This is a genomic window from Mycolicibacterium sp. MU0053 (assembly GCF_963378095.1).
GTDB lineage: Bacteria > Actinomycetota > Actinomycetes > Mycobacteriales > Mycobacteriaceae > Mycobacterium > Mycobacterium burgundiense.
Map to the genome: position 1 here is coordinate 2,183,043 of NZ_OY726397.1, position 16,315 is coordinate 2,199,357.

Here is a 16,315-nt window from a genome sequence, read left to right on the forward strand (position 1 = left end):
TCCCGCATTCCCTCACTATCCTGCCCCCTTTGTGTTGCTCGTCGCATGCGGCCCGTATCCACCACCGCACCGCACGAGCGTCCGCAGCCGGTAACGTCACCGCTGTGCGGAGGGGAATCAGGCCTGCGGGAACGCTCGTTGCCGGACTTGCCGCGGCCGGGATGCTCGGGGTGGCCGGGTGCACATCGATCGTCACGGGCGACGCCTCGGTCGACGCCGCCGACGTGCCCGCCTACCGGACATCGGTGTCGGTGTCGCAGTCGGCGGCCTCGGTGACCTCCAGTGTGCGGGAGTCCCAGCGGCAGGCGTCGGTCACCACGCAGGCCGTCCGCACGGTGTGCGAGACCCTGAGCACCAGCAGCGCCGAGGCCGTCAAGACGGTCAACGCCTACGTCGCCGCGGTGAACTCGGGGGGCGACATCGCGGCCACCGTCGACCCCGCGCGCGAGGCCCTGAACAGCAGCGCAGGCCGGGTTTCGGCCGAGATCAACGACACCCTGCCCGCCGAGTTGCGCGATGCGCTCACGGCCTGGGCGGATGCCTCCCGCGCGGCCGGCGAGGTGCTGGCCGGCCCGGCCGGTCCCGCGGAGTTCAACTCGGCGATCGACCGGGTGAACACCACCCGAACCCGGGCCTTGAACCTGTGCGACACGGCGTACTGACGGTGCGATTTCCGACGGTCCCGGTGCGTTGCTCATGACCGGCTTATGCCGCTGTGCGACGATTAGACAATTCGGTCATTAATCACCATCACGGTGCTAAGGGAGGTCAACGGTGGTCGCGGCGGACAGCGCCTCGAACTATGCCCAGAAACTGGGCATTCAAAGAGATCAAGTAGTGCAGGAACTGGGCTGGGATGAGGACACCGACGACGACATTCGTGCCGACGTCGAAGATGCCTGCGGCGCTGAACTGCTCGACGAGGACGCTGACGAGGTCATAGATGTCGTGCTGCTGTGGTGGCGCAACGACGACGGCGATCTGGTGGACGCGTTGATGGACGCCATTACCCCGTTGAGTGACGACGGGGTGATCTGGGTCCTGACACCCAAGACCGGCAAGCCCGGTCATGTCCAACCAGCAGAGATCGCCGAATCGGCACCCACCGCGGGGCTGATGCAGACCTCGTCGGCCAACCTGGGCGACTGGAGTGCCAGCAGGTTGGTGCAGCCGAAGTCGAAGGCCGCCGGGCGGCACAGCTGATGCTGGCCCCAGGCGAGACGGCCCCCGACTTCACCCTGAGAGACCAGCACGGCCAACCGGTTTCGTTGGCGGACTACCGGGACGCCAAGAACGTCCTGGTGGTCTTTTTTCCGATGGCTTTCACCGGCATCTGCCAGGGCGAGCTGGACGAGATCCGCGACAACCTGCCGCGTTACGAGAACGACCAGACCGCGACGGTCGCGATCTCGATCGGCCCGCCGCCCACCCACAAGATCTGGGCACTGAACAGCGGCTACCTGTTTCCGGTCCTGTCGGACTTCTGGCCGCACGGCGCGGTCGCGCAGGCCTACGGCGTGTTCAACGAGCACGCCGGTGTGCCCAACCGGGGAACCTTCCTGGTGGACAAGTCGGGCGTGATCCGGTTCGCCGAATGCAAGGAGCCCGGCGAGGCGCGCGACGAGAAGGTGTGGGCTGCGGCGCTGGCCGCGCTCAACTGATCGGGACCGCAATTGGATTCTGGGCCGGGGTTTTCGGTAGCCTGCCACGGCACGGGCGTGTAGCTCAGCGGTAGAGCTCTGGTTTTACACACCAGCGGTCGTAGGTTCGATCCCTATCGCGCCCACCAACGTATTCCTATGTGCGAGGTCAACTCAGGCCGGAGTGGTGTCAACAGTGCTGACCGGTTCGAGCCCGTGAGCCCAGCGCTCCCCCCGACCGCATGCAGCGCTTGGTCGATGCGGCGCCGTTCCCGCAGCGACAGGAAGAACGAACCCCGCGGTGCTCACCCCAGCTTGCGCACGGCGACCAGGTGCTGCGGCAACCCGTCCACCCAGCGTTCGACGGCTTGCTCGATGACCAGATCCTGCCCGGTCAGCCGCCGGTGGTGCTGGTGCAGGTGCTCGCCCCAGGACCGCACCACGAACGTCTCGACGAACGTGTGCTCGCGCTCCGCGCTGCGGTAGAGCCGCCACCGCGCCGCGCCAGTACGTTTACGGGACCGGCCCATCACGGTCATCGCCGCCAGGAACTCGACCTCATCCGCTGGTTCGACCCGATACTCCGTCATCACCAGGACCGGACCGTCGAGCGGCTCGGGCTCGAAGACCAACGTCGGCTCCGGCCAATGCGTCGACGGCGTCAGGTCGATGTTGCCGGTCTTGGCGTGCAGCGGCCACCACAGCGCCGACAGTGCGCAGCAGCCCAGCAGCGCCGCGCTGACCAGCAGGCTGGTGACGGTCGACGTCGCACCGGCGAGCAACCCCCACCACAATGACCCCAACGCTTGGCCGCCCATGAAGATCATCAGATACACCGACAGTCCGCGGGCGCGCACCCAACCCGGCAGGCTCAGCTGCATCGACGCGTTGAGCGTCGCCAGGCACAGCAGCCAGGCGGCACCGCCCATCACCAGTGCCACCATCACCACGGCGAAGACGGGTACCAACGCCAGCACCACCGTGGCGGCGGCGAACCCGACGGCGGCGATGATCAACAGCGGGTTCTCGTCGAACCGGAATCGCAAGCGGGACAACCCAACGGCACCGAGCACCGCACCCAGGCCGAGCGCCCCCAACAGCAATCCGTAACCCGACGAGGACAACCCCAGTTGGCGACTGGCGACCACCGGCAGCAAACCCCACAGTGCGCTGGCAGGGGCGATGAACAACGCGGTCCGCAGCAGGATCCGTCGCACGATCGGTGAACTGCGGATGAACCGCGCACCGGCACCGAGCGCAGACAGCGCGCGCTCGGCGGGAAAATCCCGCTGCGGGGCGGCGGGCCGCCACATGATCAACACGGCGACGATGCCCACGAACGATACGGCGTTGAGCGCGAACACCACCGTCGGACCGGACAGCGACACCAGCGCCCCGGCAATCGCCGGCCCGATCGAGCGTGCCGCGTTCAAGCTCATGCTGCCCAGCGCGGCCGCCGCCGGGATCTGTTCGGGGGGAACGAGATCGGGTTGGATGGCCTGCCAGGCCGGCCCGGTCAGCGCCGTACCGCAGCCGATCACGAACAGCAGCAGCAACAGCACCGTCGGGGTGGTCAACCCCGCGCCGGTCAGTATCGCCAGTAGAGTCACGGCTGCCGCCATCGCGCCCTGGGTGGCAAGAAGCAGTCGCCGACGGTCGACGAGGTCGGCCAGCACTCCCGCCGGTAGGGCCAGCAGCATCACCGGCAGCGCGGTGGCGGTTTGTACCAGCGGCACCAGTACCGCCGCCTGCGGATCGTCGACGAGCATCCATTGCGCGCCCACCGTCTGCATCCATGTGCCCAGGAACGAGACGAACTGCGCGATCCACAACGCCCGGAAGACCCGCGACCGCAGTGGCGCCCACGTCGACATTCGCGCCGTGGTCATGTCCTACCGCCACATAGCCTCACCGGGTCAATGTATCGACGTCGGGCCCGTCGGGATGGCGTAGGGCGAACCCGCTTCAACCCTGGATACCCGGCAATCAAGAAACAAGTGAGTGCTGTCGGCCCGTTCACCGACGGCTCCGGTACGACCGTGAAGTCCGGTCGCTACCTGCGTGCCGGCGCCGATCAACTCGTCAAGGCCGCCGGGTAGGGCGAAACTACGCGACGATCGGCACCGCGACCTCATTGCGCCGCCGCCACGGGATGGTCCACGGCGGGTCGTAGAACCAGGCGACGACTTCGCCGTCGGACTCGATTCCGCTGTCCTGCAACACCTTGAACAGCTCCGCCGCCTGCCGGGTGACCGCCAAGGGACTGCGGTCGCCGGTGAAGCGCAGGACCGCGAACGTCTCGGGCGGCACCTCGACCAGGCGCACCTCGTCGTCGTTGGGCACCGGCAGGGTTTGCAGCGACCACTTGGCCGGCATGTAGAACCGGATCACCGATCCGCCGTGCGGTCCGGGCAGTTGGGCGACGGGCGCCGTCATCGCGATCTTGTCGCTGGACTGGGCCACCGGGGCGGTCATGGCGATCGAGGCCCGGCGGTTGTTGGCACCGAAGATGTAGCCGGCCAGCCGGCGAAAGCCGGTGCTGCGGGCCTGTTCGTCGTCGCCGAAAACCGTGGTCTCGGCCGCGAGGCGGGGACCGTACCGGCGGATCTCGACAGCCTCGGACAGCGGTTCGGACAGATACATCGGCTCCTCGGTGCCGATGCGGATACCGACGATGCCGCCGAGGCCCTCGGCCACCTGGGCGATGCCGGAGACGATGCGCGTGATCATGGCACCGGTGTACCCACTGGCGAGGCCTCAGCAACACCCACCGGCGTGCCGGCGCTGCGCGAGATGGGCATGGTCGGTGTTGTCGCCGGCCCCGACCGCGGCCAGGAACTCGTCGAGGTCGACCCGCCGACCGCCCAGCCAGGTCCCGGCGACCCGCACCGTGTCGATCAGCTCCTCCGGTGCCACCGTCCACGGATCGGCCGTCAGCTCCGTGAAGTCGGCGAGCTTGCCGACTCTGATCGATCCGACGAGATGTTCGCGGCGCAGCGTCCGCGCGGCGTCGACGGTCTGCGCGCGCCACGCCTGCTCGAGGGAGATGGCCTGATTGGCGCCATACACCCCGCCCGCGCGGGTGCGACGCGTCACCGCGGTCGCGATGTTCATGATCGGCGCCGGCGGCGAGACCGAGCCGTCGTTGTGCAGCGAGACGCAGGCACCCGAGGCGACGGCGTCCGCGAAGGCCGCCCACTGCTCGCCGCGCGCGGGCTCGAACATCTGCCCGGCCAGCAGGTCGCCCCAGTAGTAGTACTGGAACGGGGCCATCGACACGTGCACGCCGAGCCGGGCCGCGCGGTCGAAGTGCGCGCGGGTGCCCGCACCGGCGTGCTCGAGCCGCCACCGGTGGTCACTACCGAGTAGGCGGTGCCGGGTCAACGCGTCCTCGTAGGCGTCCAGTGCCAGATCCAGGGCCAGGTCACCGTTGGCGTGAAAGGCCATCTGCCAGCCGGCCGGTGCCGCCACGTCGAGGATCGCGCCGAGTTGGTCGCGGTTGTAGTTCATGGATCCCGCGCCGCCGGCGGTCGCCGGGTCGATGCCCGCAGTGCGGGTCGCGGGCGTATCGAGGTAGGGGAACGAGATCGCGATGTTGCCGACCCACGGCGAACCGTCGGTCCACAACTTGACCCCGGCCTTGGTCAGCATTTCCTCGCCGGCGGCGAAACTCGCCGGCTCGGCGTAGGTTTCGGTGAGCGACATCTCCCACATGCTCACCCGCAGCGGGCACGACGGCGCCGCGGCCAGCGCCTCGTAGCCGGCGGCGAACTTCGGGTCATAGGTCATGTCCGAGGCGGAGGTGTAGCCGCCGCGCGACATCAGCGCGTAGTAGCTCGCGCCCGAGAGCAGCGGATCGCCCATCTGTGCCAGCAGCGGCCCGGTCACCGCGGTGAGCACCGGTAACTCGAAGCCCTGCCCGTTCAGTGCGCCGTCGGGGTTGCGTCCGTAGTGCGCGGCCGTCGGGTCGTGCGGCGGCGCGCTGTCCCAGCCGTACTGGCGCATCAGCGCGGAGTTGAAATACACGCCGTGCCCGGAGTTGTCGGTGACGACGGCGACCCGGTCGCCGAAGATGCGGTCCAGCTCATCGGCGTTGGGGGCCGGGTGGCCGTGCAGCAGCGCGTCGTAGCCGGCGAACCACAGCGGGGTGTCGGGGGCGGTGTCGGCGATCGCGGCGGCGAACGCCGCCTGGACACCCGCCCAGGTCGGCACATCCCACGGTGCGATCGAACGCGCCGGCGCCTGCGTTGCCACCCCGCTGATCAGCGGATGGCTGTGCGGCTCAACGAATCCCGGTGCCAGGACCGCGGCGCCGGTGTCGATGACGGCCGCGTCGGGCAGGGCCGCGGCGCACTCGGCCAGGGTGCCGACGGCGACGATGCGGCCCTCGCGCACCGCGACGGCATCGGCGCGGGGGCGCTCCTCGTCCATCGTGAGCACCGAGGCGGCGGTCAGGATCGCGTCGTCCATGACGCCAGTGTGTCAGCCCGGCGGCGCGAAGAGCTCCAAAGCGATGCCATCGGGATCGCGGAAACTCAGCCCCGAGCCGTAATGCGCGTCGACGATGCCGCCGTGCGCCACCCCGAGTTCGTCGAGGCGCGACGCCCAGGTCTGCAGTTCTGCCCGCGATGCGACCCCGAACCCGATGTGGTCGAGGCCGACCCGAAACTCGCTGAACTTCTCCTCGACCGGGGCGGCGCCGTGCTGATGGATGCCGAACAGGGTCCCGCCGTCCAGCGCCCAGACCACGTGGTGGAAGCCGCCCTCGGTGTCCTCGTCGAGCGCGGGCTCGGCCTCGAACAGGGCGCGGTACCACGGGACGCTGACGGACAGGTCGCGAACGGTCACAGCGACGTGGGCGATCGTGGGAAATGCCATGAGAACTCCTCCTAGACGATCCGCTGGCCGCGGCGGGCCCGGGCCCGCATGTCCCAGAGATAGAGCTCGTAGCCCAGGATCCAGGCCCGGTGCGGGATCAGCCGGTCGGCCAGCCGCAGCGCCGCCAACAGCCACTCGAATCGGCGTTGCGCCGCCGATCCCCAGGACAGTCGCATCATCGCGCGGAACTCCGGCGGCAGGAATCCCGTCGTGGCGAACAGGTTGAACCGGCCCGCGGTGGCGCGCACCGGCCACGGCAGGAACGCCATCGAGGCCACCCCACGCAGATGTTCGCGCACCGGTGGGTCGATGTTCAGCTCGTCCAGGCTGCGCTTCCAGTACTCGTCGAAGGCCAGCCGGTCGGCGGGCCACATGTCCGCGCGCACCTGCAGCGTGGTGCCCAGCCGGCGGGCGTCCTGATAGACCGCGTCGGCCGCCTCGTCGTCGAGGGGCCCGTACAGAAACTCGTGCTGGTCGATGTAATAGCGATACAGACACGCCGCCACCCACAGCTGTAGTTTGGGGTCAAAAGCGTTGTAGCGCACCGGAGATGACGTCGTCGAGCGGACCTGCGCGTGCGCGGTGTCCACGGCGTCGCGGATCAGTTTCCGGTCGTCCTCGGTGCCCATGGTCGCGACCGCCAGGTAGGTGCCGGTGGTGCGGGCGCGTTTGAACGGGTGCTTGTAGACGTTGCCGCTGTCCACCGGGCTCTCCAGGACGCCGTAGCCGACACCCGGCAGCGCCAGCTGCATGATCACGTTGGCCGCCGGCAGCAGCGCCGCTGCCGGGTTGAGCAGGTCGACGACCCGCGTCGGCCGCTGCACTGGGCTCATGCCATCGAGTAGACCACCTATGAGACGCTGCTGAGGATGATTCCGCCCAGAACCCGGGCGCGGGCCGCCGGTGTTCTCCTCGGATACCTCGCCGACCTGCTGCTCGCCGATCCGCGTCGATACCACCCGGTCGCCGGGTTCGGCACCGTGGCCGCCGGTGCGGAACGGCTCACCCATCGCGACAGCCGGGCTGCCGGCGCCGCGCACGTCGCGCTGTTGCTCGGCGGGCTCGGTGCCGCGGCGGCGTTGGCGGCGCGCGCGGGCGACCGCGCGGGGCCGGTCTGGTCGACGACCGCAGTGGCCGCCGCGACCTGGGTCGCGCTGGGCGGAACGTCGTTGTCGCGCACCGGAACCGCGATGGCCGGCCTGCTCGAGGCCGACGACGTGGCCGGCGCCCGAGCGCTGCTGCCCGCGCTGTGCGGGCGCGATCCGCAGTTCCTCGACACCGACGGGATCGCCCGCGCGGCACTGGAATCGGTGGCCGAGAACACCTCGGACGCCACGGTGGCACCGCTGCTGTGGGCCGCGGCCGGGGGAGCGCCGGGCGCGCTGGTCTACCGCGGCATCAACACCTTGGACTCGATGATCGGGCACCGCTCTCCCCGCTACCTGCGATTCGGTTGGGCCGCAGCGCGAATCGACGACGTCGCGAACTATCTGGGGGCGCGCCTCGCGGGCGTCCTGACGGTGGCCTGCGCCCCGTTGGTCGGCGGCTCGGCGACCGGCGCGTTGCGCGCGTGGCGACGCGATGCGCGGCGCCATCCCAGTCCGAATGCCGGGGTGGTGGAGGCGGCGTTCGCGGGAGCGCTCGGGGTGCAACTCGGCGGGCCCACCCGGTACCGCCACGAACTGCAGCTGCGGCCCACCCTCGGGGCCGGGCCCGACCCCGCCGCCGCGGACCTGCGCCGCGGGGTGGTGTTGTCGCGGTGGGTTCAGGCCGGGGCCGCGGTGACCGCGGCGGGGCTGGTCGCGGCGCTCAGCGGCGTCGGCCGTAACGGTCGGCGAGCTTGTCCTCGACCGTGACCGGCGGCGGCGCGCTGCCCTCGGGGGTCGGTGCCGGACGCTCCCGGCGCCGGGCCTTGACCTCGGTGTAGACGAAGTAGCCGAGTCCGATCGGGGCCAGAATTCCGAACGCGATCCACTGGATGCCGTAGGACAGGAACGGTCCGGCATCCAGGTGCGGCAGATCGCGAACGCTCAGCGCACCGGGTTGCTCGGGGGTCAGCTGCAGATACGAGCCGGTCAACGGGACGCCGAACATTGGCGCCAGCTGTGCGGTGTCGATGGCGTAGACCTGCTGCACCCCGTCTTCGTCCAGCGGGGCCCGGTCCGGCGGCGCATTTTCGCTGTCGCGCAGCCGTGCCGTGATGGTGACCTCACCGGTCGGAGCCGGTTCGATCTGCGGCATCCCGGTGCCCTGCACGGGCCGCACCCAGCCGCGGTTGATCAACACCGTCGGCCCGTCTTTCACGACGAACGGGTTCAGCACCTCGTAGGACGCCTCGCCGTCGATCACCCGCAACCGCGCCAGGATCTGTTTGTCGGCCAGGTAATGTCCGGTCGCCGTGACGCGCCGCCACTGCGCCTCGTGCGCCTCGGAATCCTGATGCGGCAGAAAGGTCCGCAGCGGTACCGGATCCTCCTGGACCGCTCTGCTGATCTGGTCCATCTCCCGTGAATTCTGGGAGTTCTTGTTGAGCTGCCACGGGGCCAGCACCGTGAAGCACAGGTAGGCGAAGGCCAGGGCCACGATCGCCAGCACGATCCAGCCGGGTCGCAACCAGGACGGCCACTTCACGGCGCGTGGCCTTCCAACCTGTCGTCGATCCAGCCGTGCAAACCGGGCAGGGCCGCCTCGATGACCGTGAACACGTCCTCGAAGTCGGTCATGCCGCCGTAGTAGGGATCCTCGACGTCCAGGGGATGCCGGGCCGAGCGGGGATCGAACGACCGCAGCATCCTGACCCGTTCCGGTTCGACGCCGAGTTGCGTCAGCAGCCGCATGTGGTTGCGGCCGAGCGCGATCACCAGGTCGGCCGCCAAGTGGTCATCGCCGACCTGGGCGGCCACATGGTCGCTGGGGTAGCCGTGCGCCTCGAGCACCTTCCGGGCGCGGGAGTCGGCTGCGTCGCCGGCATGCCAGCCGCCGGTGCCGGCGCTGCTCACCCGTACCCGCTCGGCCAGGCCGCGGTCCGCGATCTGGTGGGCGAACATCTTCTCGGCCATCGGCGAGCGACAGATGTTGCCCGAGCAGACGAAGGTGACGTGCACGCGATCAGACACCGAGCACCTCGCGTAACGCGGCCACGTCGTCGACCAGCTGCGGCGCCGGCGCCTCGGGAGTGAAGTCGTCGCGTCCGTACCCCCAGCCGACGACCACGGTGTCGATGCCATGCGCGGCGGCGCCCTCGACGTCGTGCAGGCGGTCACCGACCATGAGCACGCGCTCGGGCAACGGGGTGAGCTGGGCCAGCGCGTGGGCCACCACATCGGCCTTGAGCGCGCGGATCCCGTCGGGGCTGGCCCCGGCGATGACCTCGAAGTATCCGTCGAGTCCGAAGTGCGTCAGGATGCGCTGCGCGGTGGGCTCGGCCTTCGAGGTGGCGACGGCCATCCGCACGTCGGCGGCCCGCAGGTCGATCAGCAGCTCCTCGACCCCGGTGAACGGGGTGTTCATCGACCAGCCGCGCGAGACGTAGTCGGCCCGGTAGGCCGCGATCGCCGCGTCGGTGCGCTCGCCCAGACCCATCGCGGCGAAGGTGTGATGCATGGGTGGTCCGATGATCCGGCTGACCAGGTCACCGGCCGGTACGGGGGCTCCGACCTGCTCCAATGCGTGGCAGAAGCTCGCGACGATGCCCTCGGCGGAGTCGGTGAGGGTGCCGTCGAGGTCGAAGATCACCAGTTGGGGTTGTTCAGTGGTCAGCAGGGTAGGGGCCAGTTCGGTCACGCCACCATTGTCCCCGATGCGCGGACCACTACTGTTTGCAGGCGTGAGTGTGCGCTTGGGTGAGGTCATGGCGGTGCTGGACGCCGCTTATCCGCCGGAGCTGGCGCGGTCCTGGGATTCGGTTGGTCTGGTCTGCGGCGATCCGGACGAGCCCGTCGACTCGGTCACCGTCGCGGTCGATGCGACGGCCGCCGTCGTCGACGAGGTGCCCGCGCGGGGGCTGCTGCTGGCGCACCACCCGCTGCTGTTGCGCGGGGTGGACACCGTGGCCGCAAGCACCCCCAAGGGTGCGCTGCTGCACCGGCTGATTCGCACGGGCCGGTCCCTGTTCACCGCCCACACGAATGCCGACGCGGCAGCGCCCGGGGTCTCCGACGCCTTGGCGCAGACCCTCGGGTTGACCGTCGAGGACGTGCTGGAGCCCGCGCCCGGCGGAGCCGATCTGGACAAGTGGGTGATCTTCGTGCCCGGTGAATCCGCCGAGGCCGTCCGCACGGCGGTGTTCGCGGCCGGGGCCGGCCAGATCGGCGACTACTCGTGCTGCAGCTGGAGCGTCACCGGCACCGGCCAGTTCCTGCCGCACGAGGGCGCCGCACCGGCCGTCGGCGCGGTCGGGAGCGTCGAGCGGTTGCCCGAGGACCGCATCGAGGTGATCGCGCCCGCCGGTATCCGGGGCCGGGTGCTCGCGGCGATGCGCGCGGCCCATCCCTACGAGGAACCGGCCTTCGACGTCTTCTCGCTGGCGTCGTTGCCGGCCGGCGTGGGGATCGGCCGGATCGCGACGCTGCCGGCGCCGATGCCGTTGGGCGAGTTCGTCGCCCGGATCGGCGCGGCGCTGCCCACCACCACCTGGGGCGTGCGGGCCACCGGCGAGCCGGACCTTGCGGTGTCTCGGGTGGCGGTGTGCGGAGGCGCGGGGGACGGACTGCTCGACCGGGCCGCCGGTGCCGGGGTGCAGGCCTACGTGACCGCCGATCTGCGCCATCATCCCGCCGACGAACACACCCGCCGATCCGGGGTGGCCCTCGTCGACGTGGCGCATTGGGCCAGCGAGTACCCGTGGTGCGCGCAGGCGGCCGGACTGTTGGCGGCCGAATTCGGCGACGCGCTGCCAGTACGGGTCAGTGATATTCGGACCGACCCTTGGACACTGGGAGTGAACTGATGAAAGCCGACGCCTGGCAACAGCGTTCGTTACTCGAAATCTCGGAGCTGGACGCCGAATTGGCCCGGATCGCGTACCGCGCCGGCCACCTGCCCGAGCAGCAGCGGTTCCAAGAAGTGGAGGCCGAGCAGCAGGCGGCCCGCGACCGGGTGGCGGTGCTGCAGATCGCCGCCGAGGACATCGACGCCCAAGTGGCGCGGCTGGAATCCGAGATCGACGGGGTGCGCCAGCGCGAGGACCGGGACCGCGTCCTGCTCGCTTCGCCCGACACATCCTCGAAGCAGCTCACCGAACTGCAGCACGAGTTGGAGACCCTGCAGCGCCGGCAGTCGTCGTTGGAGGACTCGCTGTTGGAGGTCATGGAACGCCGCGAGGATCTCGAACGGCAGATCGCCGAGGAGTCGGCCGGCATCGAGAAGCTCGACGCGGACCTGGCGGAGGTGCGCCGCGAGCGCGACGCCGTCTTGGCTGAGATCGAGAACACCCGCACCGAACGCACACAGCGCCGGGAAACCCTTACCGCCGGCATCGATCCCGCACTGTTGGCGCTCTACGAGCAGCAGCGCGCCAAGGCGGGTATCGGCGCCGGTGCGCTGCAGGGCAGGCAGTGCGGCGCCTGCAGCATCGAGATCGACCGCGGCGAGATCGCGCGGATCACGGCCGCGGCCGAGGACGAGGTGCTGCGCTGCCCCGAGTGCAACACGATTCTGTTGCGGGTCAAGCGATGAAGGTTCTCGTCGAGGCCGACGGCGGCTCCCGCGGCAACCCCGGCCCCGCCGGGTTCGGCGCGGTGGTGTTCTCGGCGGACCGCTCCGTCGTGCTCGCCGAGAGCAAGGCCGCGATCGGCGTGACCACCAACAACGTCGCCGAGTACCGCGGCCTGATCGCGGGACTGACGGAGGCGGCGAGCCTCGGGGCCACCGAGGTGTCGGTGGCAATGGACTCCAAGCTCGTCGTGGAGCAGATGTCGGGGCGGTGGAAGGTCAAGCACCCCGGCCTGATCGAGCTGCACCGGGAGGCCCGCGGGGTGGCCGCACAGTTCGACCGGGTCGACTACCGCTGGATTGCGCGCGCCGAGAACTCCCACGCGGACCGATTGGCCAACGAGGCCATGGACGCCGCGGCCCAGCTCGCGGGCGAAGCCAGACCGGCTGCCGCGGAAGCGAAGTCCGCGCCGCAGGAGAAGTTGGCGGCGCCCGGGTGGACGGGGGCCAGCGGCACCCCGACCCGGCTGCTGCTGCTGCGCCACGGTCAGACCGAGTTGTCGGTCCAGCGTCGCTACTCCGGACGGGGAAATCCCGAACTCACCGCGCTGGGCCGCCGGCAGGCCGAGGCCGCGGCGGGCTACCTGGCGCGCAAGGGTGGCGTCGCGGCGGTGATCTCCTCACCGCTGCAACGCGCCCACGACACCGCGGCCGCCTCGGCGAAGGCGCTCGGGCTCGAAGTCAGCGTCGATGAGGACCTCATCGAGACGGACTTCGGCCGCTGGGAGGGCCTGACGTTCGGCGAGGCCGGCAGCGCGGATCCGGACCTGCACGGCCGGTGGCTGCGCGACACCAGCGTCACCCCGCCCGGCGGGGAGAGCTTCGACGACGTGCATGCCCGGGTGCGCCGGGCGCGCAACCGCATCATCGCCGAGCACGGCGGTGCCACGGTGCTGGTGGTCTCCCATGTCACGCCGATCAAGACGCTGCTGCGGATGGCGCTCGATGCCGGGCCGACGATCCTGTACCGGTTGCACCTGGACCTGGCGTCGCTGTCGATCGCGGAGTTCTACCCCGACGGGCTGGCCTCCGTGCGGCTGGTCAACGACACGTCGTATCACTGAGCGTCAATCCTGCAGGTGGATGCGCTCACCGTGCGGACCCAGGATGGTGATGGCTTCCACCGGCCCGTCGACCGCCCCGAACCAGTGCGGCGTCCACGTGCTGAACTCGACGGCCTCGCCCGCGGTGATGGTGAAATCCCGCTCGCCGAGGATCAGCCGCATCCGACCCGACAGCACATACATCCAGTCCTGACCCTCGTGCACCGGGAGTTCGGCCGGCGGGGTGCGTCGTCGCGCACTGACCCGGATCTTGAACGCGTGCAGTCCGGCCGCGGGACCGTGCCGGGTCAGCGGCCAGAACGTCACGCCGTCGTGGGTCTGCGGCGTGCCGCGCACCCGGGGGTCGTGCTGTTCGGGTTCGCGCAGCAGGTCGTCGGTGCTGACCGACAGGGCCGCGGCCAGGCGGGGGAGATGGTCCAGCGCGAGGCGGCGTTTGCCGGATTCCAGCCGACTCAGCGTCGAGATGTCGATCTGGGCCCGGGAGGCCACGTCCTCGAGGGTCAGGCTTTGTTGGGTGCGCAGTTCGCGCAGTCGGCGGCGCACCCGCAGATCGACGTCATCGTCCGGTTTTGCCGACATGGCAAATCATCTTGCCATCATCTGCGGGACGCGGGCAAGCTTGGATCCATGGAAAGCACTGACACACAGCAGATGTGGGAAGACCGCTACGCGGAGTCGGAGCGGATTTGGAGCGGACGCCCGAATGCTCGGCTGGTCGAGGTGGTCTCCGACCTGCCGACCGGCACCGCGCTCGAGTTGGGCTGCGGGGAGGGCGGCGACACGGTGTGGCTGGCCCAGCGTGGCTGGCAGGTTGTCGCCGTCGACATCGCCAACACCGCCCTGCAGCGCGCGGCCGAGGCGCTGACGGCTGCCGGCGACGACCTGGCGACGCGCGTGCGGTTCGAACGGCACGACCTGACGGTCTCGTTTCCCCAGGGGTCCTACGACCTGGTGACGGCGCACTTTCTGCACTCGCCGCACGGGTGGGACCGGAATCCGCTGATGCGACGCGCCGCTGCGGCCGTCGCCCCCGGCGGCAGGCTGCTCATCGTCGACCACGCCGAGGCGCCACCGTGGTCCGAACGGATCCACGATCACGAGTTTCCCAGCGCGGAGGCGGTGGTGGCGGGCATGGAACTGGATCCGGCCCAATGGGAGCGCGAGCGGGTGGAACGCGCCGAGTGGGAGGGCACGGGTCCCGACGGTCGGCCGGGCAGTCTGGTGGACAACGTGATCGTGCTGCGTCGTCGCTGACCAGCGGGAATTGGCGTGTCGTACCCCCATGCCACAATCGAAAGCATGTTCGAAGGAGTGGTGGAGGTGGGGCCCGGCGCCGATGAGGCGGCGTTGGTGGCGCATATCGGCGAGTTGGAGACGTTGAAGGCGCGCGCGACCGCGGCGCAGGCGCGGGCGACGGCCGCGTTGGCGCAGCGCAGGGCCGCCGCGGAGGTCGAGCGCGGGGTGCCGGCGGCGCGGCGGGGTCGTGGGTTGGCCTCGGAGGTGGCGTTGGCGCGGCGGGATTCCCCGGCGCGCGGTAATCAGCATCTGGGGTTCGCGAAGGCGTTGGTGTTCGAGATGCCGCATACGTTGGCGGCTCTGGAGCAGGGGCTGCTCTCGGAGTGGCGGGCGACGTTGATCGTGCGGGAATCGGCGTGTCTGGATGTCGAGGATCGCCGCGTCCTGGACGCCGAGTTGTGCGCCGATGCGGCGGCCTTGGTCGGTCGGGGCGACGCGCGGATTGTCGCGGAGGCCAAGGCGATCGCGTATCGGCTGGACCCGCACGCCGTGGTGGACCGCGCCGCCAAGGCCGCGTCGGAGCGCACCGTGACCATCCGGCCGGCCCCGGACACCATGACCTACCTGACCGCGCTGCTGCCGGTGGCCCAGGGCGTCTCCGTCTACGCCGCGCTCAAGCGCGAGGCCGACGTGTGCTGTGATGGTCGCTCCCGCGGCCAGGCCATGGCCGACTCCCTGATCGAGCGGGTCACCGGCCAACCGGCGGAGGCTGCCGCTTCGATCGCGGTCAACTTGGTGCTGACCGACGAGACGCTGCTCGCCGGCGGTGCTGACCCGGCGCGGGTGGCCGGATACGGGCCCATCCCGGCTGCGGTGGCGCGCACCCTGGTGCGGGCGGCTGTGGAGGATGAGCGCTCCCGGGCAACGCTGCGTCGGCTTTACAAGCATCCGGTGTCGGGGGCGTTGGTGGCCATGGAGTCGAGGTCGCGGAACTTCCCGAAGGGTTTAGCCGAGTTCATTCGGCTTCGCGACGACACGTGCCGGACGCCGTACTGCGATGCGCCGATCCGGCATACCGACCACGTGACACCGAATGTCCGCGGCGGCGCGACCTCGGCCGCCAACGGGCAGGGGCTGTGCGAGGCGTGCAACTACGCCAAGGAAGCCGACGGTTGGCGGGTCAGCGCCTGGGCCGACGAGAATGGTCAGCACAGCACGGAATTCACCACACCCACCGGGCATCGCTATCGATCCACGGCCCCGCCGGTGCTGCCGGGTTCGCCGCCGACCGAGACCAGCGAGCTGGAGCGTCACACCAGGCTGCTGCTGTGTGACCTGCACGCCGCGTGAGCGTGCTCAGCCGGTTGGCAGCTCGGCGAGCTGGGTCAGGCGCACGCTGTTGCCCGACGGGTCCCGGAAGCCCGAATCGACGCCGTAGGGCGTATCGAAGGGTGCCTCGGTGAATTCGACGCCCCGTCCGCTGAGTTCCCGGTATGCGGCGTGGCAGTCGTCGGTGGTGAGGAACACCGTGCCGGCGAACCCCATCGCGACGAGGTCGAGCAGTTGGCGCTGGGTGGCGTCGTCCATCATCGGGGGACCGGGCACGGCCATCAGCACGATGCTCACGTCGTCCTGACCCGGCGGGCCGACGGTCAGCCAGCGGAACCCCTCCATCTCCGGAAATGAAACATCCTGGCGCACTTCCATTCCGACCTTCTCGGTCCAGAACGTGCAGGCGACATCTTGGTCGTGGACCCAAAGCTGGGCGCTTCCGATTTTCAACAT

19 protein-coding genes and 1 tRNA gene are annotated in these 16,315 nt (G+C 70.0%); 10 read left to right on the forward strand and 10 right to left on the reverse strand.

The genetic code is table 11. The annotated features are described in order from the left end of the window. Positions 1–104: 104 nt before the first annotated feature. The 4 genes from RCP80_RS09995 (at position 105) to RCP80_RS10010 (ending at position 1,789) form a co-directional block, all read left to right on the forward strand. Positions 105–662: an Rv2240c family protein gene (locus tag RCP80_RS09995; protein WP_308482177.1), complete on the forward strand. Its 558-nt coding sequence runs from the start codon at positions 105–107 to the stop codon at positions 660–662. 112 nt (positions 663–774) lie between these two features. Further along, positions 775–1,203, forward strand: a complete 429-nt coding sequence (locus RCP80_RS10000) for a DUF3052 domain-containing protein (protein WP_308482178.1) — start codon at positions 775–777, stop codon at positions 1,201–1,203. Continuing rightward, complete coding sequence (locus tag RCP80_RS10005) at positions 1,203–1,661, forward strand: peroxiredoxin (RefSeq protein ID WP_308482179.1); 459 nt, start codon at positions 1,203–1,205, stop codon at positions 1,659–1,661. Before RCP80_RS10000 ends, RCP80_RS10005 begins: the two co-directional genes overlap by 1 nt. A 53-nt stretch (positions 1,662–1,714) precedes the next feature. Further along, positions 1,715–1,789 (forward strand) — tRNA-Val (locus RCP80_RS10010). 156 nt (positions 1,790–1,945) lie between these two features. On the opposite strand, the gene RCP80_RS10015 is transcribed toward RCP80_RS10010, so the two are convergent. The 5 genes from RCP80_RS10015 to RCP80_RS10035 all read right to left on the reverse strand — a co-directional run bounded on the left by RCP80_RS10015 (position 1,946) and on the right by RCP80_RS10035 (position 7,342). Further along, complete coding sequence (locus tag RCP80_RS10015; RefSeq protein WP_308482180.1) at positions 1,946–3,529, reverse strand: MFS transporter; 1,584 nt, start codon at positions 3,527–3,529, stop codon at positions 1,946–1,948. 217 nt (positions 3,530–3,746) lie between these two features. Further along, positions 3,747–4,370, reverse strand: a complete 624-nt coding sequence (locus tag RCP80_RS10020) for an SOUL family heme-binding protein (RefSeq protein WP_308482181.1) — start codon at positions 4,368–4,370, stop codon at positions 3,747–3,749. Positions 4,371–4,397: 27 nt separating this feature from the next. Beyond that, positions 4,398–6,110 carry an amidohydrolase gene (locus RCP80_RS10025; protein WP_308482182.1) on the reverse strand — a complete coding sequence of 571 codons (1,713 nt, stop codon included), beginning with the start codon at positions 6,108–6,110 and terminating at the stop codon, positions 4,398–4,400. Positions 6,111–6,122: 12 nt separating this feature from the next. Then, complete coding sequence (locus RCP80_RS10030) at positions 6,123–6,518, reverse strand: VOC family protein (RefSeq protein ID WP_308482183.1); 396 nt, start codon at positions 6,516–6,518, stop codon at positions 6,123–6,125. An 11-nt stretch (positions 6,519–6,529) separates the two neighbouring features. After that, positions 6,530–7,342, reverse strand: a complete 813-nt coding sequence (locus tag RCP80_RS10035) for an oxygenase MpaB family protein (protein WP_308482780.1) — start codon at positions 7,340–7,342, stop codon at positions 6,530–6,532. A 45-nt stretch (positions 7,343–7,387) separates the two neighbouring features. Here RCP80_RS10035 and RCP80_RS10040 point away from each other — a divergent pair, with 45 nt between their 5' ends. Further along, positions 7,388–8,374: a cobalamin biosynthesis protein gene (locus RCP80_RS10040; RefSeq protein WP_308482184.1), complete on the forward strand. Its 987-nt coding sequence runs from the start codon at positions 7,388–7,390 to the stop codon at positions 8,372–8,374. Here RCP80_RS10040 and RCP80_RS10045 read toward each other — a convergent pair. From RCP80_RS10045 to RCP80_RS10055, 3 genes are read right to left on the reverse strand one after another with little or no spacing between them, the layout of a single operon-like run. Then, positions 8,328–9,149, reverse strand: a complete 822-nt coding sequence (locus RCP80_RS10045) for an SURF1 family cytochrome oxidase biogenesis protein (RefSeq protein ID WP_308482185.1) — start codon at positions 9,147–9,149, stop codon at positions 8,328–8,330. The genes RCP80_RS10040 and RCP80_RS10045 overlap by 47 nt on opposite strands. Then, a complete protein-coding gene (locus tag RCP80_RS10050; protein WP_308482186.1) occupies positions 9,146–9,634 on the reverse strand; it encodes a low molecular weight protein-tyrosine-phosphatase in 489 nt (162 codons plus the stop codon). Before RCP80_RS10050 ends, RCP80_RS10045 begins: the two co-directional genes overlap by 4 nt. Further along, the gene (locus RCP80_RS10055; RefSeq protein ID WP_373693481.1) at positions 9,627–10,301 is read right to left on the reverse strand and encodes an HAD-IA family hydrolase; all 675 of its coding nucleotides are present in this window, start codon (positions 10,299–10,301) and stop codon (positions 9,627–9,629) included. The genes RCP80_RS10050 and RCP80_RS10055 overlap by 8 nt, the downstream gene beginning before the upstream one ends. Positions 10,302–10,344: 43 nt before the next feature. On the opposite strand from RCP80_RS10055, the gene RCP80_RS10060 reads away from it, so the two are divergent. Genes RCP80_RS10060 through RCP80_RS10070 form a run of 3 tightly spaced genes read left to right on the forward strand, consistent with a single transcriptional unit; the run spans position 10,345 to position 13,294 of the window. After that, positions 10,345–11,466 carry a Nif3-like dinuclear metal center hexameric protein gene (locus RCP80_RS10060; protein ID WP_308482187.1) on the forward strand — a complete coding sequence of 374 codons (1,122 nt, stop codon included), beginning with the start codon at positions 10,345–10,347 and terminating at the stop codon, positions 11,464–11,466. Continuing rightward, the gene (locus RCP80_RS10065; RefSeq protein ID WP_308482188.1) at positions 11,466–12,194 is read left to right on the forward strand and encodes a zinc ribbon domain-containing protein; all 729 of its coding nucleotides are present in this window, start codon (positions 11,466–11,468) and stop codon (positions 12,192–12,194) included. The genes RCP80_RS10060 and RCP80_RS10065 overlap by 1 nt, the downstream gene beginning before the upstream one ends. Beyond that, positions 12,191–13,294: a bifunctional RNase H/acid phosphatase gene (locus RCP80_RS10070; RefSeq protein ID WP_308482189.1), complete on the forward strand. Its 1,104-nt coding sequence runs from the start codon at positions 12,191–12,193 to the stop codon at positions 13,292–13,294. The genes RCP80_RS10065 and RCP80_RS10070 overlap by 4 nt, the downstream gene beginning before the upstream one ends. Before the next feature lie 3 nt (positions 13,295–13,297). Here the strand turns inward: RCP80_RS10070 and RCP80_RS10075 are convergent, their stop codons facing one another. Further along, on the reverse strand, positions 13,298–13,873 hold the full coding sequence (locus RCP80_RS10075; RefSeq protein WP_308482190.1) for a helix-turn-helix domain-containing protein: 576 nt from the start codon (positions 13,871–13,873) through the stop codon (positions 13,298–13,300). Positions 13,874–13,921: 48 nt separating this feature from the next. On the opposite strand from RCP80_RS10075, the gene RCP80_RS10080 reads away from it, so the two are divergent. Beyond that, entirely contained in the window at positions 13,922–14,548 is a 627-nt protein-coding gene (locus RCP80_RS10080) for a class I SAM-dependent methyltransferase (RefSeq protein ID WP_308482191.1), read from the forward strand. A gap of 45 nt (positions 14,549–14,593) precedes the next feature. Next, complete coding sequence (locus RCP80_RS10085) at positions 14,594–15,880, forward strand: HNH endonuclease (RefSeq protein ID WP_308482192.1); 1,287 nt, start codon at positions 14,594–14,596, stop codon at positions 15,878–15,880. A gap of 6 nt (positions 15,881–15,886) precedes the next feature. Here RCP80_RS10085 and RCP80_RS10090 read toward each other — a convergent pair whose 3' ends face one another. Continuing rightward, the gene (locus RCP80_RS10090) at positions 15,887–16,315 is read right to left on the reverse strand and encodes a VOC family protein (protein ID WP_308482193.1); all 429 of its coding nucleotides are present in this window, start codon (positions 16,313–16,315) and stop codon (positions 15,887–15,889) included.